Source organism: Enterococcus sp. DIV1224 (genome assembly GCF_050555455.1).
Taxonomy (GTDB): Bacteria; Bacillota; Bacilli; order Lactobacillales; family Enterococcaceae; genus Enterococcus_B; species Enterococcus_B lactis.
The window spans coordinates 2,175,405-2,197,184 of sequence record NZ_CP187859.1; the positions used below are offsets into that span (position 1 = coordinate 2,175,405).

General features: G+C 38.7%; 25 protein-coding genes. 1 reads left to right on the forward strand and 24 read right to left on the reverse strand.

Translation table 11 applies throughout. The features are described from left to right. Nucleotides 1–3: 3 nt before the first annotated feature. The 23 genes from IGK53_RS10655 to IGK53_RS10765 form a co-directional block, all read right to left on the reverse strand. Nucleotides 4–2,226, reverse strand: a complete 2,223-nt coding sequence (locus IGK53_RS10655; RefSeq protein WP_430604744.1) for a BppU family phage baseplate upper protein — start codon at nucleotides 2,224–2,226, stop codon at nucleotides 4–6. Nucleotides 2,227–2,241: 15 nt separating this feature from the next. Then, entirely contained in the window at nucleotides 2,242–3,000 is a 759-nt protein-coding gene (locus IGK53_RS10660; protein ID WP_430604746.1) for a hypothetical protein, read from the reverse strand. Between the two features lie 13 nt (nucleotides 3,001–3,013). Further along, nucleotides 3,014–4,759, reverse strand: coding sequence for a BppU family phage baseplate upper protein (locus IGK53_RS10665; RefSeq protein ID WP_430604747.1), 1,746 nt, complete (start codon nucleotides 4,757–4,759; stop codon nucleotides 3,014–3,016). Between the two features lie 13 nt (nucleotides 4,760–4,772). Then, on the reverse strand, nucleotides 4,773–7,619 hold the full coding sequence (locus IGK53_RS10670) for a phage tail spike protein (protein ID WP_430604749.1): 2,847 nt from the start codon (nucleotides 7,617–7,619) through the stop codon (nucleotides 4,773–4,775). Continuing rightward, the gene (locus IGK53_RS10675; RefSeq protein ID WP_256664611.1) at nucleotides 7,616–8,404 is read right to left on the reverse strand and encodes a distal tail protein Dit; all 789 of its coding nucleotides are present in this window, start codon (nucleotides 8,402–8,404) and stop codon (nucleotides 7,616–7,618) included. The genes IGK53_RS10670 and IGK53_RS10675 overlap by 4 nt, the downstream gene beginning before the upstream one ends. A gap of 11 nt (nucleotides 8,405–8,415) precedes the next feature. Further along, complete coding sequence (locus IGK53_RS10680) at nucleotides 8,416–11,238, reverse strand: phage tail tape measure protein (protein ID WP_430604750.1); 2,823 nt, start codon at nucleotides 11,236–11,238, stop codon at nucleotides 8,416–8,418. A 16-nt stretch (nucleotides 11,239–11,254) separates the two neighbouring features. After that, entirely contained in the window at nucleotides 11,255–11,542 is a 288-nt protein-coding gene (locus IGK53_RS10685) for a hypothetical protein (protein ID WP_002318903.1), read from the reverse strand. Between the two features lie 53 nt (nucleotides 11,543–11,595). Continuing rightward, complete coding sequence (locus IGK53_RS10690) at nucleotides 11,596–11,964, reverse strand: tail assembly chaperone (RefSeq protein WP_002293018.1); 369 nt, start codon at nucleotides 11,962–11,964, stop codon at nucleotides 11,596–11,598. A 45-nt stretch (nucleotides 11,965–12,009) separates the two neighbouring features. After that, the gene (locus tag IGK53_RS10695; RefSeq protein ID WP_002323702.1) at nucleotides 12,010–12,522 is read right to left on the reverse strand and encodes a phage major tail protein, TP901-1 family; all 513 of its coding nucleotides are present in this window, start codon (nucleotides 12,520–12,522) and stop codon (nucleotides 12,010–12,012) included. Nucleotides 12,523–12,532: 10 nt separating this feature from the next. Beyond that, complete coding sequence (locus IGK53_RS10700) at nucleotides 12,533–12,922, reverse strand: phage capsid protein (RefSeq protein WP_223493773.1); 390 nt, start codon at nucleotides 12,920–12,922, stop codon at nucleotides 12,533–12,535. Beyond that, nucleotides 12,919–13,290, reverse strand: coding sequence for an HK97-gp10 family putative phage morphogenesis protein (locus IGK53_RS10705; protein ID WP_002311461.1), 372 nt, complete (start codon nucleotides 13,288–13,290; stop codon nucleotides 12,919–12,921). Before IGK53_RS10705 ends, IGK53_RS10700 begins: the two co-directional genes overlap by 4 nt. Further along, complete coding sequence (locus tag IGK53_RS10710; RefSeq protein ID WP_002321075.1) at nucleotides 13,287–13,601, reverse strand: hypothetical protein; 315 nt, start codon at nucleotides 13,599–13,601, stop codon at nucleotides 13,287–13,289. Before IGK53_RS10710 ends, IGK53_RS10705 begins: the two co-directional genes overlap by 4 nt. Further along, complete coding sequence (locus IGK53_RS10715; RefSeq protein ID WP_002321076.1) at nucleotides 13,598–13,927, reverse strand: phage head-tail connector protein; 330 nt, start codon at nucleotides 13,925–13,927, stop codon at nucleotides 13,598–13,600. The genes IGK53_RS10710 and IGK53_RS10715 overlap by 4 nt, the downstream gene beginning before the upstream one ends. Nucleotides 13,928–13,942: 15 nt before the next feature. After that, nucleotides 13,943–14,218: a putative Ig domain-containing protein gene (locus IGK53_RS10720; RefSeq protein ID WP_324249355.1), complete on the reverse strand. Its 276-nt coding sequence runs from the start codon at nucleotides 14,216–14,218 to the stop codon at nucleotides 13,943–13,945. A 2-nt stretch (nucleotides 14,219–14,220) separates the two neighbouring features. Then, nucleotides 14,221–15,108: a phage major capsid protein gene (locus IGK53_RS10725; protein ID WP_073490201.1), complete on the reverse strand. Its 888-nt coding sequence runs from the start codon at nucleotides 15,106–15,108 to the stop codon at nucleotides 14,221–14,223. A gap of 14 nt (nucleotides 15,109–15,122) precedes the next feature. Next, entirely contained in the window at nucleotides 15,123–15,725 is a 603-nt protein-coding gene (locus IGK53_RS10730; protein WP_002322712.1) for a DUF4355 domain-containing protein, read from the reverse strand. Between the two features lie 114 nt (nucleotides 15,726–15,839). Continuing rightward, on the reverse strand, nucleotides 15,840–16,013 hold the full coding sequence (locus IGK53_RS10735; RefSeq protein ID WP_194178608.1) for a hypothetical protein: 174 nt from the start codon (nucleotides 16,011–16,013) through the stop codon (nucleotides 15,840–15,842). A gap of 14 nt (nucleotides 16,014–16,027) precedes the next feature. Then, nucleotides 16,028–16,330, reverse strand: coding sequence for a hypothetical protein (locus IGK53_RS10740; protein WP_223493775.1), 303 nt, complete (start codon nucleotides 16,328–16,330; stop codon nucleotides 16,028–16,030). A 2-nt stretch (nucleotides 16,331–16,332) separates the two neighbouring features. After that, nucleotides 16,333–17,289: a minor capsid protein gene (locus IGK53_RS10745; protein WP_223493777.1), complete on the reverse strand. Its 957-nt coding sequence runs from the start codon at nucleotides 17,287–17,289 to the stop codon at nucleotides 16,333–16,335. A gap of 4 nt (nucleotides 17,290–17,293) precedes the next feature. Further along, a complete protein-coding gene (locus IGK53_RS10750) occupies nucleotides 17,294–18,793 on the reverse strand; it encodes a phage portal protein (RefSeq protein ID WP_430604755.1) in 1,500 nt (499 codons plus the stop codon). 12 nt (nucleotides 18,794–18,805) lie between these two features. Next, nucleotides 18,806–20,104 carry a PBSX family phage terminase large subunit gene (locus tag IGK53_RS10755; RefSeq protein WP_033624375.1) on the reverse strand — a complete coding sequence of 433 codons (1,299 nt, stop codon included), beginning with the start codon at nucleotides 20,102–20,104 and terminating at the stop codon, nucleotides 18,806–18,808. After that, on the reverse strand, nucleotides 20,097–20,552 hold the full coding sequence (locus IGK53_RS10760) for a terminase small subunit (protein ID WP_002311445.1): 456 nt from the start codon (nucleotides 20,550–20,552) through the stop codon (nucleotides 20,097–20,099). Before IGK53_RS10760 ends, IGK53_RS10755 begins: the two co-directional genes overlap by 8 nt. Before the next feature lie 25 nt (nucleotides 20,553–20,577). Further along, complete coding sequence (locus IGK53_RS10765) at nucleotides 20,578–20,802, reverse strand: hypothetical protein (RefSeq protein ID WP_010725231.1); 225 nt, start codon at nucleotides 20,800–20,802, stop codon at nucleotides 20,578–20,580. A 470-nt stretch (nucleotides 20,803–21,272) separates the two neighbouring features. Between IGK53_RS10765 and IGK53_RS10770 the strand changes: the two genes are divergently transcribed. Beyond that, complete coding sequence (locus tag IGK53_RS10770; protein WP_174124187.1) at nucleotides 21,273–21,464, forward strand: YegP family protein; 192 nt, start codon at nucleotides 21,273–21,275, stop codon at nucleotides 21,462–21,464. On the opposite strand, the gene IGK53_RS10775 is transcribed toward IGK53_RS10770, so the two are convergent. Beyond that, nucleotides 21,457–21,768, reverse strand: a complete 312-nt coding sequence (locus IGK53_RS10775; protein WP_373420523.1) for a hypothetical protein — start codon at nucleotides 21,766–21,768, stop codon at nucleotides 21,457–21,459. The genes IGK53_RS10770 and IGK53_RS10775 overlap by 8 nt on opposite strands. Nucleotides 21,769–21,780: the final 12 nt, after the last annotated feature.

Consider the following 21,780-nt stretch of genomic DNA (forward strand, 5'->3'; position numbering starts at 1 on the left):
CCTTTATTTTTTTGTTTGCGTGTACCGTAAAGGACTAATGGAACAATAAGTACCATCTGAATCGCCAGGTATGAATACAAAATTTGGCGTTGTGGTTACAGCTAGCCGACCACCGACACCTGTACTTGTTGCGCCGTAACCAAAGGCGGTTCGGTCAGGTTTCAACTCATTTGGTATATTTGTAGCTTGATTAGCACGTCCGAATGGATAATAACTCGTATCCTTTGTAAATTTTGTCCCTCCGGTCAGTTGGAACTCACCTCTAAACTCAATTTCATTATCACCATTTGCTTGATATGTGATTTTATATTGAGGTGGATTATTCTCAGCTACTTCGAAACCGTCCACAAGTGTAAGAGCAAGCCAACCTGTACTTTCTGCAACTGTCGCAACTTCTTCACCTGCAATCTGCAACCCATCCTCAAAGTTTTTTAAACCTTCAACTGACTGTGGCTCGGTCAAACTAACCGTATTATTCAAGCCTTTTTCAGCATATTCAGGCGTGATGTCCCAGCTGTAGTCGTTCGGATTGTTGCTGTCTTTCAATCCTTCACCAAAGTATTTATATTCACTAATATTCGGGGTTCGTGTGTCGCCTTTTTCAATTTTCAACCATTTTATGGTACATGAACCTAAAGAAGTATTTGGCGTTTGAAAAAGGTATACCCCTTTTGTGTTTTCCCCTAGCTGAGTTATTGACACAGTGGCGACCCATGTATCAACCAATCCTTCAACTGGTTTAAAGTCACTGAATTGTTTTTGAGCTAAATAAACCCGAATAGTTTGTGAGGCAGGCTTAGTCGCTCCTATCGTCACAGTATAAGTTTCACCTAAAACAAAATCCTCTAGTGCATTTTTTGAATAGATTCCCTCGCTGCTACTTGAGATTGGAAATTTAACTGCAGGATCAGCAATATTCTCACCCAAAGCCACCTTGCTCAAATAATACGGTGCATCGAGTAGATTTGGCTGGTATGGTGTGGCTGTGTCACTTGGTGAGTTCACTTTCTCAATCTTAATATCATAACCAACGTATAATTTGCCGTTGCCTTCTATAGGTTGCCAAAGTTGTAAGTAAGTGTTATCAAATTTAAGATTGCTTGGTACAGTGAACACTTTTGTCACGTTTTGCCATGTCCCTACATTTTCACGTGGTGGGTTTACTGTTCCTAATGCAGTTCCATCTCTAGTTTTTAATACAAAAGCCGTTCTGAAATCGTCAAAATCTGCGTTTATCATAATTGGTACTGTCATAATATACGTATTATTAGGAAGCAACGCTGAACAATTTGGTACATATATAGTTCTACTTGTATTGACCGCTGAAGGATCACTACTGTCTAGTTCTAAATAAGTTTCGTGATCTTTGAAACAAGCTAATGGTTTTGTCATTGTTATTCCATTACCGCTAAACTTGCTAAAATCTAGGTTAGGTGCTAAGTTAGCTCTTCCAGAATAATCATAGTCCCCGAAGTCGATGCTGTTACTGTACATCTTTTTCAGCTTACCGAGGTCGCCGATTTGCTGATTGGTTTGATTCATCTTGTCTTCAACTGCTTTAAGATTGTTTTGTGCCGATGTAACGTTTTGAGAAACAGTATCAATCTTAGTTTGAGTAGCTTGTAGTTGCTCTGTTACCTCGTCAACAGTTTGATCAATTGCTTGTGTGGCTCCCTCTACAAATTCATTTATTTGTTGGTTTGCCTTTTCAATCGTAGAATCCACATTTGTTAATGCTGCGTTAACAGCATCTGTCGCCTCTTGTTTGACCCCATCAAGTAGTTGTTGAAAGTCCTTAAAATAATATTCTCCATTCAATTGAACATCGCCATCAATGATAGATTTCTCAATATTAAAAGTAAACGCCAAATTGTCCGTATGACTACCATCTGGAAAATCAATGTAAACATTGGCATCAACTTTACCCTCGTAAGAAAGTAACATGTCAGGAATCCGGTATTTTACAATCCCTTGCATGTAGCTTTCAGTAATGATCTGATTATCAAAAATTGGGAACTCCTTTTTCTCTTCCCCTTTATAGATGTGCATAAAAAGACGAACAGTCGCATCGATTAAATCGGTCGGACTTCCGTCTTGATTTTCAATATTAAATTGTAATACGCCAGCATTTTTATCATAGGATTTAAAAGTAAAGCCTGTAATCTTGGTGGCACGACTAACTGGTTCTGTAGGTACGGTGATCTCACCAACTTTTCTGTCTGCCAAATCAATCCCTCCTTCCTACTTAACACCTTCAATTTTCGTGATTTTTATCCCTGCATTTTCGTCTTGGTGGTAGTTCATTGCGCTAGTGATAGATGCCGTAGCCGAACGCGCAATTTTATAGCGTGTATCTGTCACGCGTTCTAGTTTCAACTCATACAATTCTAACCCGCCAGCATCGTCATATAAGTTGCTGAACATAATAACTGGGCCTTCCACGTTATTTGCTTCGTACACTTGCCCACCCCACCCTTGAATGTGAATGCGCATGGAACTATAGTGTTTCATGCTATCTTTTAAGTCTATTGTTGTACCTACGCCGTGCTTTTCGCCTTTGAATAGCTCAAAAGTTGTTACAACTTTACGGAAACCTGGGCTATTATATCCGTTATCATCGTTATGCGTGCGCGCGATGTAGATATTACCGCCATAACCATCCGATATCCATATCAATTTGCGTTGGTTATGTTCTTGCATGACACCAAGCATCATAATTGAACCGCTACTAAACATTGTAACTTGTCCATTGTCGTACCATTGATTAGTGGTTGCATAAAAACCAGGTGGCACATCGTAAATGCTAGGGTATTCTTTATTCAATTCATTTTCTTTTAGAGCAATCCCACGCGCGTTCATCGCAATCTCTGGTGTACAAAATCCGGCATTCATGGATGTAGCGTCTACGTGCGCTTGTTGCGGTGTTCCATCAAAATGAATTTCTAGTTGCTGTAAAATCCAGTTGACTGAATTTTGTAATTTTTTTATTTCTTTGTCCACTGCTTAAACCTCCTTAGTACGTGAAATCCCTACTTGTGTAGTGCCCTACACCTTGCAATTTAATGGTCCGTTTTATGGTATCAATTTGCACATTCGCAAAGCCTGCTTCTTTGTCCGTATCGTAATTTTCCGGCTCGCAATAACCTGTCGTACAAACGATGATTTGCGTTGTTCCTAATTGTTTCACTGTCTCGTAGTGCCAATGACCAGCGAAGATTGCCACGACTGTTCCACTTCCTTTAGTCGCGAAGTTATAAGTACATGGTCCTATTGGATTAGGGTTGTGACCGATCAACGTGTTATAGTCAATCGTTACGCTTATACCTTGTTTGAATCCGTCTAGTAAAGTAGCGAATTTCGTCACGTTGGCTACATCATTTTCTCTTTCCATTGGTACATGACCCACAATAACTACATGATAGTTTCTGTCTAGTTGTTCTAACCAACGTCCGAACTCATCTAGTTGCGTTTGCCCTAGTTTACCCGCAGAAAAGCTTTCGCCTTTATTGTAACCAGAGTACTCTAAAAACTTACCCTGAGAGTCTACAGCATTACTGAAATCGTCCGTGTTGATTCGATAGATAGCGATTTTCTTTTCTGGGAACAATGTAGCGCCGTAACTGCCGTTATTGATTTCGCTAAGGTCTGCGCCTGTCAACGAATCTTGCGGCGTACGTCCGTCGTCCGAAAATGGAATTTTACCAGTCTCGTGATTGCCTTGACACAAAATGACAGGAACTTTTGCACCGGCTGTTGCCACGCTAGCGAATCGTTTTGCTACATGTAAGTTTTTCGCGCGTCTTTCTTTAGCTGTGTAAGGATAAATACCTTGCGCTGTCGCACCGCTGTATCCGTCGATATTATCGCCACCATACACCATCACGTCTGTAAATGCTTCTAGCGATCGGAATTGTCCGACTATATTCCATCGACGCTCGTGTTTTATCTTGGTGTTAAATGGTTCTGTATACATGTTGTGAGCGTCGGTGTGAATATCCGTCATAAATCCCATATTAAACTTCGTTTTGTCCGCTTGTGCGATAACTTCATCTAGGTTTAACGGAACGATTGTTTTGTATGATCCGTTATCGTAGAAATGTTTATCCTTACGAATTGGCACTTGCTCCGCGCCTATAGGAATGCTGAAAGTTTTATTTTGCATATCGTTTAAGCGATCGGCTAAACTGTCATAATCTCCTTTGGCTTCATTCAAAATGTTGATAATCGTACCACCTGGATCGATATTTTCCAGTATTTCACGATTATCTTCTAACCACTGCTCCCAGTCATTTTTGCCCTGATCCATGTAATCTTTGAATTTTCTTAGCAAATCCTCAAAGGTCCACACATAGCCAGAATCACGTAACTGGCTTCTAGATATTCCAGAAATGACTCGATAGGTAAAATCTTGTGTGCTAAATTGTTCACTCCAAGTTCCATCACCATTAAGTGATCGGAAACTGAAATGTGCGATGTTTTCACCGCCCCATTGCCAGTCAGGCTCGCTTAACGTGTAAACAAGCCTTGCTTGTGCTGGACTGTATTCTTGTACTTTTTGTTCAACAGGTTGGTTTTCGCCAAATTTTGTTGTATTAATAAAAAATGGCACTAGGCCATCGAATGTTTTTAGTTTGCCATGTTCCACCACTTCAACAACGAACTTTTGGGTTAAAACATCCCCTTGCCGAATTCGAACCAAATTTATTCCGTTATTTGGTTCGGTGGTGGATAGGACCATTTTATGCTGCGTTTCTGCCACGACTATCCCTCCTTTAGAAATCGATGTAGTCTCTTGCATTATGGAAATGACCAGAAGAAGATGGATAAAATTCATCCATAAATTGGAAATGAAGATGTTCTCCAGTTGATGGTCCCGTTGTCCCCATCAGTCCAATTTGCTGACCAGCAGTTACTTTTTGACCTTTTGAGACATCCACACGGCTTTGATGTGCATAGCCTGTATACATTCCATCAGCGTGTTTGATCACTGTCCAATTTCCATACCAGTCAAAGTAATTTGCATCACCTGCAACAATCACTTCGCCGTCTGCTGATGCAAAAATAGGTGTATTAGGATTTCCATTTACAAGGTCAATACCGTTATGAAATTCTTGCGCGCCTGTAATTGGAGAAGTGCGCCAGCCAAATTCGCTCGTCACTGTGATTGGATCCGCAATTGGTTTTATATACCCTTTCGATGCAGGAATTTCTAAATCTTTGAACTTGTCATACCATTCTTGTGCCCATGTCGTCCGTTCTGGATGTGGATCACGTGGACGTTCAAAGTTAGCCACGAATGCTTGTGCTGCGATGTTGATATCGGTCAGATTCATGAATTGTGTCCATGTATAAGGATAAGCGCTAGTTGCGATCCATTGACCATTTGGTGCATGCCACATCAACAATTTGAACTGCGCCGCGATCGTGTCTGGATCATCACTGATGCCAGCCTTTGTCATTAAATTGATCATGTAAACACGTCCGCTAGTTGCGCCTGTGGAATCCGTCCATTGCCATACACCATAACCGAATCCTGGTGCGCCATTGCCCTCATCTGCTTTAGGGTCTGCATCTGATTCTCCTTGTGCATTTCCAAGTAAGGCTGCAGCAGCTTGTTTAGTAAAGCCAGCACCTATTGCCATTGCCCAAATCTGCCAATAACGTTTATCCCGATCAGTAGTTACTTCTGGTGGATATTGTCCATTCCAACCGTTATCGTTTCCTCCAGTATTGTCTCCTCCATTATTGTCTCCACCGTTTGTATCGATTTTAACGCCATTCACATATAATTCTTTGACATCTAGACGGCCATCCATGGTTATATTCCCTTCTGAAAATTTACCATCACCGTAAAGATTATATTTACGCTTATCAGCAGTAACATCTGCTGGAATTTGAAAAACAGGATTTCCTCGATCGCCGCCGTCCCCAGCGTTAATGGAAAAAATATAGTTTGGTTCTTTCCATACAGCAAACCCATTTATTTTTCCGCCACCATAAGTTGCTACGATGGATCCAAGCGATTCTCCGTGAACATCGTCAAGCCCAGTTGAAATGACCTTTTTTTCAAAAGAAAGTTGTCCTCCTTCTGCCACTAATTGGAAATCTTTATCATCCAATGTCTTTAAAGCTACCCCTTGCACGAGAATGCCGGAAAGAATTCCTGCTTTAATAAAATTAGCATTGAAAGTTCCATCCAACGTCCACGCAGTCGTACTATCGCCATTGTGTACATCTTGGATTGTTTTCCATTCACCTTTCTTACACTGTTTGAAAGATATTCCTGAGTTATTTTGGACCATAAAAAAGCGTGATCCATGAATGTTAGGTCCATCCATATAAACAGTTTCATAGATTTCTCTACTATCACTAACACCAGCTTCAATTCCATTTACCCAATAAATAGAACCGCCATTATCTCCTGCGCCTCGCATAATGTCATCTTGATATTTTCCAATCTCTGTCGATTCGTAAAATGTCATTTTGCTAGATTCTAAACTATTAATATTATTGACAATAGAAGCCGTTTGTTTTCTAACATCTTGTGTTAAATTATCCCCTAGTTCGATATTCGTTTGACCGGTAAGCCGATTGAATGTAGTTTTATAAATACGAGTTTTATAGTGATAACCTTTATCGTATCTGTGAATAGTCACTGTATTTCCTATCACATCTCCTCCAGTGACTTCAGCTTTGAATTGTACTAACGGTCTAGCAGAATCGATTAAGGTTGAATAAGTATTTTTAAGTAATTCTGTTGGATCATCTATATCATCAAACACTACTACGGTTTCTCGTTTTCTCATTGATCCATCTTTTTGTGGTATCCCATACTTTTGAGTTGCTTCCGGATCTTCAAGCCAATTTTGGCCTTTAGGCTTATCTAAAGGATCACCATTCGACTTTTTCCATTCAACATCAGTGAATTCAATTCTTCTACCGTATCCGTCACCAACCTCTTCGCCTCGCCCACGACCTATCATTGAAGTTGAGATTGAGCTTCTATCTATCTCTCTTACAACTGTTAATGCTTTACTACCATATACAAAACGTGTATTCGATTCTTCACCAATTTGTTCATATACTTCGATCCATTTATCCTTTATTCCATCAGAATTCAAAGAACACCTAAAGACAAATTCCATACCTAAGGTTTGCAATTCTTTCAACGCTTCTTTTACAGAGACATAGTAAAAAGTTGCAGTTACTGTTGGTAACATTGCTTCTACGTGACCAACGCGCCAATTTCCTTCAGTAAATTCAATCAATCGATCAAGGACATTTTTTAAGGGCTGCCCACTCGGTCTAATATCTTTGATGATGTAAGCATCTAATTCATTCGTTGCAAATCCTAACCCTGTAAACTCTAATGTTTCAGATGGGTCGCTCACTTTAGTAATTCGATACAACGAAAAAGACGACTCGTTTTCACGAATCGCCATATATCTTGCATCTTCTATTTCTTTATCATATTTTGTCGTAACGTAAAGAGTATCTTTCATTAGATCGCTCTTATCAGAACTAATTTCTTTTTCTTGGGAGACTTCAATCAAACTTCTTGTATTTTTTCTTTTAATAAGTTTTTGCAAGTGATCAAAGAAATAAACTGTCTCACTCAAATTGTCGCCCCCCTATAGAATATTTTAAGCTTCCCATTATTGCTAGTTATCTTCTGACCTTGCTTAAGATAAAAGTTCTCAAAATCACTTTCTAAATCAATCATAGAAGTACAATCTTCTCCGTTTACAGTTACCTGCTCATCGGAAAAATCAAAAACCAACACGTCTCCTGTTTTTATTGCCGCATCAGTTATCGTGATATTTTGTTCTCCGTTTGTAATTTTGATTGAATTATTCATAGATAAAGTGACTTCAATTTTTCTTGGTGTTATAGGAAACTGTATCGGATTTCCAATATAGCCATCACTAACACATTCTTTTGTATACTTTAGTGGGTCCGCACAGAATACATTAAAACTTGAAATAATAGAGTTGGAGTCTCCTGGAACAGTATCAGTTGATGTATAGCGACCGTAGTAATAAAAATCTAATTCATCATGAAACCTAATTTCCACGTCTTCATTCCGGTATAAATAATTCAACAGCTCTTTGAATTTAAACTGTAGTTTTTCTGGATCTCTGTCTTCCAACTTGTATGTTATTTTTAGTGTTCTTGAAGGTATTTTCTGATTTGTAATGATTGAACCAATTTGTATCTCTTGCTGTTCAACTTCTATAGAAAGCATTTCTCTACCTTCCACCGTAAGTGTTTGATAACCCTCAATCAAATCTTCTAAATACATTCCATCGTACATCATGGCAGACGTCGGAAGGAATCGTTTAGAACTATTGAGATTAATAGTTGTATCTTTGAATGAGTACATTTTATTTTCTCGCTGATCCAAAATATTCCCTCCTAAAATTCTAGATTAATGTCTGCACCTTCGCCCATAGCTTGTGAAATATCGTCCACAAACAATCTAAACGATTGTGTTCCAAGATTGAATTTAAATACAGCTGGTTTAGTAGAGCCGCCCATATTTACTTTATGTTCAACTTGTGCACCAATGTTTTTATTTGCATTTTTCAGATTTGCAGCTATATCTACATCAGGATTTGCATTGAAAAGTTCCGCAATAAAGTCCGCCATACCTCCAACAGTATTCTGTACATCATTGAATCCTCCCATCAGACCTTTATGCAGACCATTCATAATAGCCTGACCAGCTGGAATCAATAGCTTTCTATCGTATTGGATAGGTCCTTTGTGTTCACGAATCCAATCACCAATACCTCCAACAAAATCTTGCACAGATTTCCATGCATTTTGTAACCCTTCTAGAAAACTATCCATGATGGCTTTTCCGGCTGCTAATAAGTCGATATTTTTCAAGTTATCAAACCAGTCAGTTACTCTATCCACCGTATCACTAACAGCATTTACTAAATTATCCCATGCCTCTTGAGCACCATTTACTAAATTGTTGAAAGTATCTATAGTACCTTGTTTTAGGTTTTCCCATCCCTGAATGATGTTGTCCTTAGTTCCAATAACTAGATTAATAAACCAAGCTTTGAAAGAATTCCATAAATCTTTCGCTCCTTGAATCATATTATTAAACAGATCGATTGTCCCTTGTTTTAGGTTGCTCCATCCCTGTTTAATACTATTTACAATATTGTTAGTTGTCTCTTTGATCCATGTAGTAAAAGAATTCCACACATCTTTGATAGTAGAAGTTAACACATTCCAGATATTTATAACAGTATCCTTTAAGGATGTGTAATAACCTACAACTATATCTACAAATGTTGTGATAATGTTTTGGATATTTGTGGTTAATGTAGTCCACAGCATCGAAGCATCTTCTTTTAGCTGATTAAAATTGCCTGTTATCAAATCAATCAAAAGTAGAATTGGACCCATTACAGCAGTTTTTATAATTTCCCATGCAGATCCTGCGATTGATCCAATTTGAGACCATAGGTTCGTAAAGAAATCAATCATTGGCTGAAAGACATTTTTTATGGCAATAACATACGGTGCTAGAATGTTTACAATTCCTTCCCAAGCGGAACTGGCAGCTTCTTTGATGCCATCCCATATACTCGAAAAGAACTCTTTTGTTTCAGTCCATTTATTCTTGATCCAATCTGCCGCTTTTCCAGGGGCTTCTTGAATTGTAGTCCAAACATTGTCTGCACCTTCTTTGATGGACTTCCATAAATTGTTAAACCATTCTCCTGTAGATTTCCATGCGTTCTGAATCCATTCTACTGCCGAGCTTACAGCAGACTTGATTCCCTCCCATAAGCCAATCCAAAAGTTTCTAAAATCTTCACTCGTATTCCAAAGATAGATGAAACCTACAACGAGTAGTGCTACCGCAGCTATAACCAGAAAAACCGGATTTGTAAGAAGACCCATTGCTTTACTTAATCCACTAAACAATTTTGAACTTTCACTTAAAGCTTTAAAAGCTACTTTTACCCTATTGATCCATATAATTACTGAACCAATCATAAAAATTAACGGTCCTATAGCAGCGACAATTGCTCCTATGGCCACTACTAATTTTTGAGTTGATTCTGGAGCACTTACAAATTTTTCTACTAAGCCGGATATGGCATCTGCTACTTTTTTGATGGATGGTGCTAGAATCTTTTGAATTACAATAGCTGCTGACTCAAAAGCTCCAAACATTTGCTCGATGGAAGAATTCATATTATCTTGCATGGTCCGAGCCATATCGTCAGCTGCACCATCAGAATCTTTCAGAGATTTTGTTAATTTGCCCAATGAATCAGGTCCTTTATCAATCAAAGCCATCATCCCTGATAATGATTCTTGCCCATATAGTGTTACTAAAGCATTTTGTTGTTGTTCAGGCGTCAGGCCTTCAAAAGCTTTTTTAAGTAATTCTACTTGAGTTTTTAAAGGTTTCATTTTACCGTCAGCATCATAAAACGAAACACCTAAATTATCCATTGTATCTTGCATAGCCTTTGTTGGCCTTGCTAACCTAGACAATGCTCCTCGCAACGTTGTACCTGCTTGAGAACCCTTAATACCTGCGTCACTCATAATACCAATAGCTGCTGCAGTTTCTTCCAAAGAAATACCCATTGAATTGGCTACAGGAGCAACATACTTCAATGCCTCTCCCATGTCTCTAACTTCAGCATTGGTATCCGCAGCAGCACGAGCAAATACATCAGCGACATGTCCTGCTTCACTTGCTTCTAAACCAAATCCTCTCAAAGCAGTAGCAGTATTTTCAGAAGCTAGAGCCACATCCCCTCCAGATACAGCTGCTAAGTCTAAAAGACCCGGCATTGCTTTCATGATTTCTTGTGCGCTAAATCCAGCAGAAGCAAGATTTTCCATGCCGGCAGCCGATTCTTTTGCGCTAAAAGCAGTTTTTGCTCCTAGATCAATCGCTTGCTGTTTCATCTGTTCAAATGTGTCGCCTGTTGCTCCTGATATAGCTTTTACACGACTCATTTGTTCTTCGAAGTCGCCACCAACTTTAGCAGCTGCTACGCCTACTCCTATAAGAGGAGTGGTAATATACTTTGTCATTGCGGCACCAGTACCTTGCATCACTTTACCTACAGCGGTTGTCATACTATTTGATTTCTCTTCAAAAGTCTTAACAGCATCTTGCGCATCTTTAAAAGTCTTTACAAATCCACTATCTGTGGCTTTTAATAAGGCTTCAACAGAAAATTGTTCCATGATTTTCCTCCTTTCCTCAAGAGTTAGCTTTAGTTAGTAAGCTTTGGAATTTTTTATCTTGTTTTGAAAGTTCGGAAACTCCCATGATTGAATCTTCGATTTTTTGATAATTGAAGAATTCTTCAAAGGATCGATATACAGGAACTGTCTTTTTGCCTACTTTTTTCTCCGCTTGGACTTGCTGATTTGCCCACGCTAATTCGTGAATCAACTTTTCTTTGTCAAGCCAAGATAACTGGGCTGCAGTCATACGAATGTTGTATTCATATAACGTCATTCTTTCGATATCTGAGATATTGGTCATTCCCAAATATCGAAAAGAATTGATAAGAATTTGTTCGTATGCCAGTGCAGAATCTATTCCGCTTGTTGTTTTTCCGCTTCTTTCAATTTCTGATTCAGGTTTCGGACCGCTAACTTTCCCGCGTTCGACTCCGCCAATTCTTTTAGGACTTCATCAAACAATTTTTCGATGTCTTTAACTTCATCGATGTAATCATCCATTTCATCCAACGTAATAGTTTCTTCTTCTGTTCTATTTGCTATTTCTAAGACTCGTGACAACGTGTTGACATTATAAGAACGTAATTCCGGTAAGACTTTTGCTGAGAGTCCCATTCCGAATTCCATATTTCCATCGATGAAAGGCATCACTTTGTCTAATTCACGTACAAATTTAGTGCCAAATTTAAACGAATATTCTTTACCTTTAATTTTTAATTTCAATGTTTTTCATCCTCCTAAAATAAAAAAGAGAGCATCTAAGCCCTCTTATGCTCCTGTCGAAGTTGCTTTCACGGTATCTTTGAATGCATATTGAACAACATCGGCTTGATCTTCTGTCAAGGTTGCATAACCATCTTGACCAACACCATTTACTGCAAATGATAAACTTAATTCAACGTTATCCTCTGCAGCAGCCGATGGAGTAAATTCAGACACATATGCTTGGTAATAAGTAGCTTTGTACTTATTTGCATTATCATCTGTTCCCTGTTCTGCTTTGTTGATTTCCCAAATTTCAATGATATCGCCATTTAATAAGGCTTGTTTCATTTCATCTACATGAGAATCTCCTTTAGCAACTATTGAAGTAGCCGAAAAATCATATTCAACCGGGCTTAAACTTTGAACGTTTCCGTCTTTTGTCACTGTAGAGTCTGAATCTCTTGATAATCCATTTTCATGTTCTGTTTGAAATGCCATTTTCCAAGCAGCTTCCTGAGTTTCTTTTTTCAATAAGCGATAAAGCAAAATGACATCAATACCTTTTAATGCTTCCATGTTCTTCCTCCTATCTAATTCTAAATTCAAGTGTGACAACCGCTCGTTTTAGGGGCGTATTGGTTGTTGTGTCGTCCATCACTTGAATTCCACTTGCTTGATAATTTAAAGCCCAATAATAGCCTTCTGTGGCTTCTATCAATCTAGCTTCATTAAAAAGAGCAGATGCCATATCTGACACCTGCTTTCGTTTCTTCTGTAATCCCCAGACGGAAATTGTCAAATTGACTGTTCCTTTGATGTCGGTTTTATTCGGATTGTGGACTGTTTGGGAGCTTTCCAACTCAACAAACGGATAACCTACATCGTCTAATGGTTTGTAGTCGTAAGTTTGGTATCCAAGAGCTAGGCTCCTAGCAAACATTTCATCAAATAATGATTGATCTCTTGTTTTAATCATTTGAATAACCTCTGCATGTCTTTCATAAAGATTGCTTTCTGCACATTAAATGCGGGACCAACGAAAGGTTGAGCGCTCATGAATCGAGTTCCATATTCTAAGTACGGACTGTAATCACTCTGCGGTCCAACTTGTGCAACAAAACCGCCTTCCAACAACCACATTCGAATTGATCGTCTAGTGAAGCCTGTCGGGTGCACAAACACATCCCCTTCCCAATGTCCATTAAAGCGGGCTTTTTCTTGCATGCGCTTAGTAAGCTCGGCTCCATTTGTTTTAACTACCATTTGCACATCTCTAAGCGTGACAGCTTCTTCCAAGTGTTTAAGCAGCTCATCCACACCTTTGTAACCCAATGAAACTTTCACTTTGCAATCACCTCCTGGACGATAATGCTATTCGTTGATAACAGGCTGCGTTGAGCGACATCTTTGTATGTCTTTCCATTAAAAATAATGCGGTCATATTTTGGAACAACAAAAAGAGGCATGGTTCTGATAACCTTCGCCCCTTGTCGTATATCCCCAAAAATCGCCACACTTCTATCTGTTCCTAAGTCCGTTACATTTGCGTTTGTTGTTACCGTAATTGGTGCTTCTTCTATCCACTCGCCTAATTCTGGATCGTAACGATTTCCTTCTCCATCTTTTTCAAAGATAACCTCATCTAAAAATCTCATAAGAACCGCACGCTCCCTTTTCTAGGTTTGTACAATTCTTCGTCATCTTTCCGTTTGAAATCATCAATTTCCGATGCGTATTCTGAAAAATCGGAATCAGGGAAAGCCATCGATAAACCCTCTTGAGCGTATGAAGTCATGCCCTCTTGCCCAATTCGGTTAAAACGTTTGTTCGTTACGTCAAAAACGATGTATTCTAGTGATTCTGGTGTAACAGAAACGCCTAGCAATGACGCTAAGCGCTCTCTAGTTCGTCTCTCGATAACTTCTAGCTTATCATCTGTAGAACCGCTTAGAAGCTTCTTAACGTCATCTTTAATTTCCATTCGTACCTATCCTTCCTACGGCTCAGTCAGTGTCAAAACGTGAGTATCTGTGTGTGATCCATCTTCCGTTTTTATTGTTGTCGTGTATTTACCGGCTGGTACTGTGTCAGTCCAAGTGATATTACCGCTAGAAGAAACCGTCAATCCGCTTGTTACTGGCGCAATTGAATACGTCACTGTTTTATTTGTTGCGTTTTGTGGCGCAACGGTGGCTGTTAATTGTCTATTGCCAGCAGTCCCCGCAACTGCGCTTGAGGTTTTAGGCGTTACAGTAACGCCTATAACGGGGATTGTTACTCCCCCGCCGGTTCAATTTTACCGAACGCAGCATCTTTGACGATCATAAAGCCGACATCCATTGTTGCACGCAACGCAACCAGCTCTTGTTCAAACAAGTTTACAGGAGTGCCATCTTCGTTTTTAAGCGTAGATAATTGCGCATCTTCTGAAATCTTGAACGAAATGTTGAATGGGATACCATAGAACATATAGTTAAAGTCACCAGCGTACAATTCACCTTTACCCAATGCTTTCAAGTCAACCACAGGAAGACCATCAATCGTATTCGCCGAGCGGTCATAGATAAATTCAACGTTTGTACCGACTGTTTGAGCGGCAGAACGCAATTCTGTGCGGTTTTTACGATTTGAGATGAACGCATTTGGTTCAAATTCATTTTTGCCTAAAGCATCTTCTAATGCCAAAATGTTGTCATAAGTCAAAGGACCTTTGATAACATTAGCCGCTGCAACGACAGATTCTTCTAAAGACTGTGGAAACGGATTGTCAGTGTTTAGTAATGCAGCCGCATCAAACTTTTTGTAGAAAGCTTCAGCAATTTTAGGTTGCATAACAGTGAAGAAATCTGACATTTTGTAGTGCAAGTATTCACGAGACACAGGAATAATCACGCCTAGCTTTTTAGCTACCATTGTCGCTTGCAACCATTTAGGTTTAGATGTTTGAATCTTCTCACCTTCACCAACCCAGTATGCGCCAGGACCTTCAGCAAAGTATTCAAATTTCTTTTCCTTATCTGTCATTTCTTCGTATTTCGCCAATTGCATTACTTTCGAGTTTTCCATAATGTCGTTGATAATCAAAGTATTATACTTGTCAGGGATTTTACCCTCTTTAGTTTCATAAACTGTTACGTTATCTGGATTCCATGTTTGTGCCATATTGTTTATTCCTCCTATTTGATAATTCGATTTTTAGCAGCTAGTTTAGCCACTGTTTCTTTAGTATTTTTCGATGCTGTAAATTGTCCACCTTCATTTGGTGGTGTTTGTCTTGCGTTTTCTCTCTTAATCAAAGAAGCAAAGTTAGTGATGACTGCTACAGCTTGTTTTGTGGCATCTGCATCATCAGAAACAATCAGACCAAGTAAATCATCATCGTGTGGTAAATTTGCATCTGTCAGCATTTTAGAAGCTTCTTTCGTCATTTCAGATAGTGCCTGTCCACGCTTTAATTCAGCGATTTCAGCTTCTTTTTGTTCCAACTCATGCTGTAGTTTTTCTTCCGCATTCATTTTTGCCAGCTTTTTAGCTTCTTCTTTTTTTGCTTCTAGTTCTTTTTCCCACGCTGCTTTTGCTTTGTTCGTCTCAGCAGCAATCATTTTCGCTACTTCATCACGAGAAAATGTTTTGCCAGTATTGTTTTCTTCTTTTGCTTCGGTCGGTGTCTCTTGTGAGCCAGCTGGTAGGTTTCCTTGTTGTCCCTCATCACCAGATCCACCATCTCCTGGTTCAGAAAAAAATTGTAAGTTCATTGGCATAAATAAACGTTTTTTCATGATTAATCCTCCACGGTTACGCCGCTACCCGATAAATTTGACCAGTTACGCCAGTCAGCCGGAACAGCTCAATTTATATTGCCCCGAGCAGTAGAGGGCATAATAAAAAGCCCGTTATTCGGCTTCACTTACATCTCCTGAAGGTAAATATTTCACGCTGATATCAATCGATTGAATACCGTCTTCCCATTCACTATCAGTTTCAACGGATACTCTTAGCACTTTATCGTTTTGTAGAATCTTATTTAAACTTGCGATAGCTCTAACAATTGCTTCTTCATTTTCCATATGCGTACTCTCCTCTACATAGAAGCGCTTTGGAACACGCTTTGATTCATATTGTTTTGCAAAGCTTTGAAGTACTCTGGGTTAGACTGAACCAATTCGGTTATTGATTGCACGACAGGTTCAATAACCTTTCTAGCCGTTTCATACACTTCTTTTACGATTGGTTCTAAGACATCAATTAAATGCTGTTTAACGGCATCATAGTCTTCTTTAAATTGAGCATCATTTTGATACAAATGCAAAATTTCCTCTTTGCTTTTCCCATATGCCGTTTCTAAAAATCTGTCAGATATAACTTGAAATGAATCTTTCTTCATTGTTATAACCTTCTTTCTTTAAGTGACTTCTCAAAAGCATCACGATCAACAATCGGATAAGTAGAACATCTATCAAAAGGATGTACTGGCATCATATTCTTACCTACTTCCATTTCACTCACTAAATATGGACCGTCAGCGGCAATGCTCTTACATAATCGGCAAGCATTAGGTTCAGTTACCCATCCATATTTCTCAATATTCGCATCTAAGTAACTTTCCCTCTGTATACCGCTTTGAACTCTTGTTGTTTCAGTTACCATTAAACGTTGCGTATTAAACTTAGTATTTTCTCGTCCTTCTTCTGTTAGAAACTTACTTAATTCTGGAGCGAGCTGTTTAGGATTACGTCCCATCGTCACACTTCGAACAAGCAACTTATCCAAATCTGCTTTCAACTCTGCTTGGTACATCCATAGCCTTTCGCTGAACGTTGCAAATCCATCCGCTCGAAACGAGCTGTTTATCACTTGCTCCACTAATTTTGCATAACCGCTTTTAGCAATCGCCATTTCTAAGATGCCAGCTTGCCGCTTAAGCTCGTCTAGCCCTGCTTTTGTAAGTTCATTCGAGAAATACTTATCTAGCTCGTTAAACGTAGCTATAAGCTCTAAACCAATATTGGCTTTTAACAATTCCAGTCGATTGACACGCATCGTTAGATTGTATAGCTTCAATTCTTTGTTCGCTGTAGGTGAGAAGTCTTTCTCTTTAACATACTTCTTAGCCTTTCTAGCAAATGCTTTTACATCCATTTCATTAGCACGCTTCATTGCTTCGCTACGAGTGATTTTCTGACCATTGGAGAAACCGTCCCACTGCGCGTCTATTTCTTTTTGTATCGCATCTTGTGCATATTGCATGCGACTTTTAATTTCTGCCATGCGCTTTTTATCATCTTTAATTTGTTGCTTTTGCCATTCTTTTTCCCGTTTGATCCAATATTCTTGGGAGTTCATTTAATCACTCCCCTGTTTCATCTTTTTTGTTGTTAATTACTTCTTCAACATCTGAATCAAAAATGCCAATCTGCTTTTGCGTTTCTTTATTTACTCGTTTCAACTCTGCCTGTACATCTGGAACAAAAGAAGCGAGTCCTAAGATCGTCTCTTGACTGAGTTCAGCTCCAGCATCAACCAAAGATTTCAACTCTTCCAGAATGGCTTTAGGTAGATTAGGCGTAAATATTACACGTAAGCCTTTCAAATCGGAGTTATCCATTTCAGAAATACTTGATTTTAGGCTAAATAAAAGACGATAACGCCGCATAAGGCCTTTTTTGAATAGCCTTTGCTTTGTTGCCGTCATTTGTTCAAATCCAAATAATTTATATTTCATTGCTTCTCCTGATTGCACTCCGGAAAAATTGTCATCAGTAAGATCAGGAACCATTGAGATTTCGTGGATATCCTTGCGCACTCTGTCTTTGTATGCTTCTACACCGTTCACATCATATTGTTTGTAAATATATCCTGCAGTCACACTTGTTTTATTACCGTTCACATCAGTTCCAGACTCAAGCAAAAGCATATTCGCTTCTTTCTGCTTGATGGCGTCCTCTGTGGATAGTCCTGCTGCTTCAATATCGCCACTAATAACTAGAAGAGCATCGTTTAGATCAGTCATATAGTTGGCGGTATCAGACTGCCCTGCATCGTATAGATCAATCAAAGATAGTACATCTTCATACAAGCCCATCCGAAAACGATTAGGAGAATACTCTGTAATAGGTACCTCTTTATATTCATGCGGTTCATCCTGGGGATTTTTTAACTCAATTGCTGTTAGTGTCGTCTCATCATAAGTGATACTTTTTTCTTTTGTGTATACGATTGGTTGAATGTACTGTTTATCAGCATCCTTGTTGAATCTTGTCTTAGGATACCGTACAGCCAAAATAGGCTCTCGTTTTACTGTAGTATCATATACAACAAACGTTTCAAATACATTAGCCAAATCAACATAATCTGTATCATCTGAATCTCGATAGATAATCTCATAGGCTCTCCCATACTTATCCATATCAAGCCAGAGTTCAGCATTTAACCCATCTATGTCATTATTAGTATTAAACTCTTCGATTTCTTTTTGTTGATTTGTGTCCTCGATTTGCACTTTTATAGGATTGCCTGTGTTGTACCCAACATCAAACGTACAAAGAACTTTTCCAAAGTTATGTGCTGATCGGTGATCCGCTTTTTCCTTTTCTCTACGTCTACGGTTATCCATGATATTTGTATTTCTAGCTTTGTAATAATCATCTAATACACTAAGCCGCTTTACCTGATATTCATGATGATGTTTTATCATTGCTGCTAAAGTATCTGAATCGTTTAGTAAATCTTCTGCTGAGCTAAATCTATAGTGAAGATTTGAGTCTACGCTAAACTTTACATAGTTTGTATTCACGTCGTTAGAATAATGTATATCAGTACCGTATTCAAATTCGTTTACCTTATCCATTTCTCACACTCCTTAAAACATTCTTCTGATTTTGTTCCGCTGCTCTTTAGTAACGGTTGATTTCTTTTTGGCCCACATGTCTTCGTTGAAGGCGTATCTTGTCGCATCAATCGTATGGTTATCTTTATCCTCTAACCTTGGCTTAGGATTTCCATCACGATCTGTTTGATAGTCGATGTTCTCGAATTCCTTAGCAATATTCGGAGTGCGTAGTGGATCAATACAAATAAAAGCCAAATCATCTAGCCACTGTTCACCGTACTCAACAGAATCAGGTCCTTTTTTCACGCCTTTTATTCCTTTCATACCATGTTCATTAACTAATTCAGCATTACTCTTTGGCTCTGCGCTATCTGAAAATATCTCCTCATTTTGGTAACCTTTAGATTTAGCTTTGTTTGCAAATTCTCGATTGCTGATCTTCACGCCGTAAATTTCATCGATTGCATAAATACCGTTTTTCTTTTTGTCATAATGCCATCTGACGAACGCTAAAGGATCCGTTGCATATCCATAGTCCAAACCGTTGCGGATGTTATCAAAGTTAGCAACCATATCATCTGTAATAGAACCTTTCTTAACTTGTAGATTATCAAAAGGTACAACTCCTGACCCCACAGCTTTTCCATCATATTCCCACTCAGCCCTTCTTGGATTCCTTTCTCTAGTTGCCTCAACCTCTTTCAGAAATTCCTTAGAGATGAATGGATTATCTCGATAGGTCGAGTGATGAATAAAAGTATTGTCCGGTTGAAAAGAAGTCTCATATTTTTTATTTACCCAAGATTGTTTTCTCTTAGGTGGATTGTAGCTGTAAAAAAACTTATAAAAAAGACCATCATCTAATTCTCCACGTAAAAGGGAGTTCGTGATAGTCGTGACTTCATCTTCTGTTTTAAATTCTGCTAATTCTTCAATCCAACCTATAGCAAATGGAAACTTGCTATCTTTTAAAGACTTGATTCGTTCTGGGTTTTGAGCACCGCGAAATATCATATAATTTCCTCTTGGAAGATAGGTAATTTTAAGTGGTGACTTATTAAACTTAAATAGGCGCGATACTCCCTGCTTCTCAATTGCCCATTTCATTTGCTCGTAAATGGATTGCTCAAGTGTATTATCAACATAACGTATACCTACAGCATTCACTGCATATCTCATAAGTAACTGAGTAACGATATGCGCTATATCCGATGATTTTCCTGAACCACGCCCACCTTTACAAACTATATTAAGAATGTCTTGATTTAAAGTTGCTCTCCATACTGAATGAAACTTCGGCGGAAGAAATTCAGATAGTTTTTTAGCCATCATCATCACTACTTATATCATCAATGAAAGTAGGTATTTCAGAAATTTCAACTTTCTGCTTATCTACAAATGCTGCGTTTATTTTATAATAGTGCTCAAGTGCTTGGTTACGTTCTTTGAAACCTGCTGAATATTCACTCACTTCACGTTCTATGATTTCGTTTGTATAAGGATCTCTCTTAACAACTTCAAAGCGTTGTGGTTCTCCTTTTGCGATAGAAGCAGTAATAGCCAAAGCTTCTTCCATTGTTAAATGCCTCTTAGTTTGAACTTCTTTTAGCTTCTCTTGAATGTAGTCGGATACTTTTCCACCTTTTTCCACCAATTTTTCTTGTGCGTTCTTAGCGTAGTTTTCTTTATAGCCAGCTTTCAGCGCTGACTGATAAGCATTGCCTGTGATGATGTACTCATCAGCAAAGGCTTGTTGCTTAGGATTCAACTTACTCATTTTCCATCACCACCTTTGTTATATGTTAATGATATTTTTTTATATTTGTCTGTATGTTCTGCTCACTAAAATATCCATGGCCACAGTAACGAAGATTGTACTTATCAACCTCTTTTGGTGTGGCTTCCCTGGTCATTTCAATGATGGAGTACTTCTTTTTTATTTGGACTGATTGGACAACCCTCACTGGATCATCAGTGTTCGGTTGCGGATATCGGTTTGTTAGTGATACATACCAGTAGTTTCTCATGTCGTTACCACTCCATTCCGTTGGCGGATGAGTCTTCTTAACTTATCTAGTAGTTTTCTCATTATGCAGCCTCCTTTATGTAAAATAAAAAGACCACTCAAAGAGTGATCTAATATGTAATGCACAGGCAGGGACGTTTCCGATCCTGTGCTTGAGTCATTTGACGATTCATTTGTACCGAATCCCAAATCTCAATCTAACCTAACCAGTTATGTAATAGCAACCTACACCGATTCCATCGATTACTATCGACCTCGCCTTGCTCGTGTACTTTGAGCGCCCATTTCCAACCCTCAGTTGCTAAAGTCACTGGCAATGAATCGAACATTGCATGGTTGCCGAAGCATTGACCTAGCACGCATGCTTAGCGTCTACCCTTTCCGCCACAGTGACAAATTAATATTGTGAAAATAAATACTAAGCGTATAATTTTAGTTATCAGCGAGTGGTCCGCTGAAATAAATTAAAAGGTGGTGAAAAATTTGTACTTTGTTATAAGAGAAGCAACTAATGGCCAATATTACTTCGTTATTAAGTCCGATAACAATGAAGTAGTAGCAACTAGCGAAACATACTTGACTAAATATTCCGCTGAACAAACCATTAATTCTATAAAAAACGGAATCACCAAAGACTCTCAAGTTATCGATATGACTAAATAAGACGACTAACTTCATTTGCTAGGGAGTTCATTTCAGCTGCTTTTTCTACCAAAGCAGTTGAGATACTTTCTAGCTTTTCTGATTTAACAGAATTAAATACTGGCGTCTTGATACCAATCGATACATCTTGACGAGGATCAGGACTCGTTGCTCTATTTTTTTGCGCCACTGATCTGTACTTTTCTACTGAATGATACTCAATTACTTGTTCTAAATGTTTTTTGTACTCTTTACATACAGCTTCTTTTTGGATCAATTCTAAACGTTGTTGCTCAATAATATCAATCAACCGTTCCCGATCCATACCTTGATACTT

What these genes read in the sequence shown, in the direction of transcription:
- IGK53_RS10750 (WP_430604755.1), bottom strand. Translation starts at nt 18,793, where the DNA reads ATGGATAAGGTAAACGAATTTGAATACGGTACTGATATACATTATTCT.
- IGK53_RS10730 (WP_002322712.1), bottom strand. Translation starts at nt 15,725, where the DNA reads ATGAAAAAACGTTTATTTATGCCAATGAACTTACAATTTTTTTCTGAA.
- IGK53_RS10760 (WP_002311445.1), bottom strand. Translation starts at nt 20,552, where the DNA reads ATGAGTAAGTTGAATCCTAAGCAACAAGCCTTTGCTGATGAGTACATC.
- IGK53_RS10775 (WP_373420523.1), bottom strand. Translation starts at nt 21,768, where the DNA reads ATGGATCGGGAACGGTTGATTGATATTATTGAGCAACAACGTTTAGAA.
- IGK53_RS10715 (WP_002321076.1), bottom strand. Translation starts at nt 13,927, where the DNA reads ATGGAAATTAAAGATGACGTTAAGAAGCTTCTAAGCGGTTCTACAGAT.
- IGK53_RS10735 (WP_194178608.1), bottom strand. Translation starts at nt 16,013, where the DNA reads ATGGAAAATGAAGAAGCAATTGTTAGAGCTATCGCAAGTTTAAATAAG.
- IGK53_RS10700 (WP_223493773.1), bottom strand. Translation starts at nt 12,922, where the DNA reads ATGATTAAAACAAGAGATCAATCATTATTTGATGAAATGTTTGCTAGG.
- IGK53_RS10685 (WP_002318903.1), bottom strand. Translation starts at nt 11,542, where the DNA reads ATGACCAATATCTCAGATATCGAAAGAATGACGTTATATGAATACAAC.
- IGK53_RS10765 (WP_010725231.1), bottom strand. Translation starts at nt 20,802, where the DNA reads ATGAGAAACTACTGGTATGTATCACTAACAAACCGATATCCGCAACCG.
- IGK53_RS10755 (WP_033624375.1), bottom strand. Translation starts at nt 20,104, where the DNA reads ATGGCTAAAAAACTATCTGAATTTCTTCCGCCGAAGTTTCATTCAGTA.
- IGK53_RS10680 (WP_430604750.1), bottom strand. Translation starts at nt 11,238, where the DNA reads ATGGAACAATTTTCTGTTGAAGCCTTATTAAAAGCCACAGATAGTGGA.
- IGK53_RS10745 (WP_223493777.1), bottom strand. Translation starts at nt 17,289, where the DNA reads ATGAACTCCCAAGAATATTGGATCAAACGGGAAAAAGAATGGCAAAAG.
- IGK53_RS10710 (WP_002321075.1), bottom strand. Translation starts at nt 13,601, where the DNA reads ATGAGATTTTTAGATGAGGTTATCTTTGAAAAAGATGGAGAAGGAAAT.
- IGK53_RS10725 (WP_073490201.1), bottom strand. Translation starts at nt 15,108, where the DNA reads ATGGCACAAACATGGAATCCAGATAACGTAACAGTTTATGAAACTAAA.
- IGK53_RS10695 (WP_002323702.1), bottom strand. Translation starts at nt 12,522, where the DNA reads ATGGAAGCATTAAAAGGTATTGATGTCATTTTGCTTTATCGCTTATTG.
- IGK53_RS10740 (WP_223493775.1), bottom strand. Translation starts at nt 16,330, where the DNA reads ATGAAGAAAGATTCATTTCAAGTTATATCTGACAGATTTTTAGAAACG.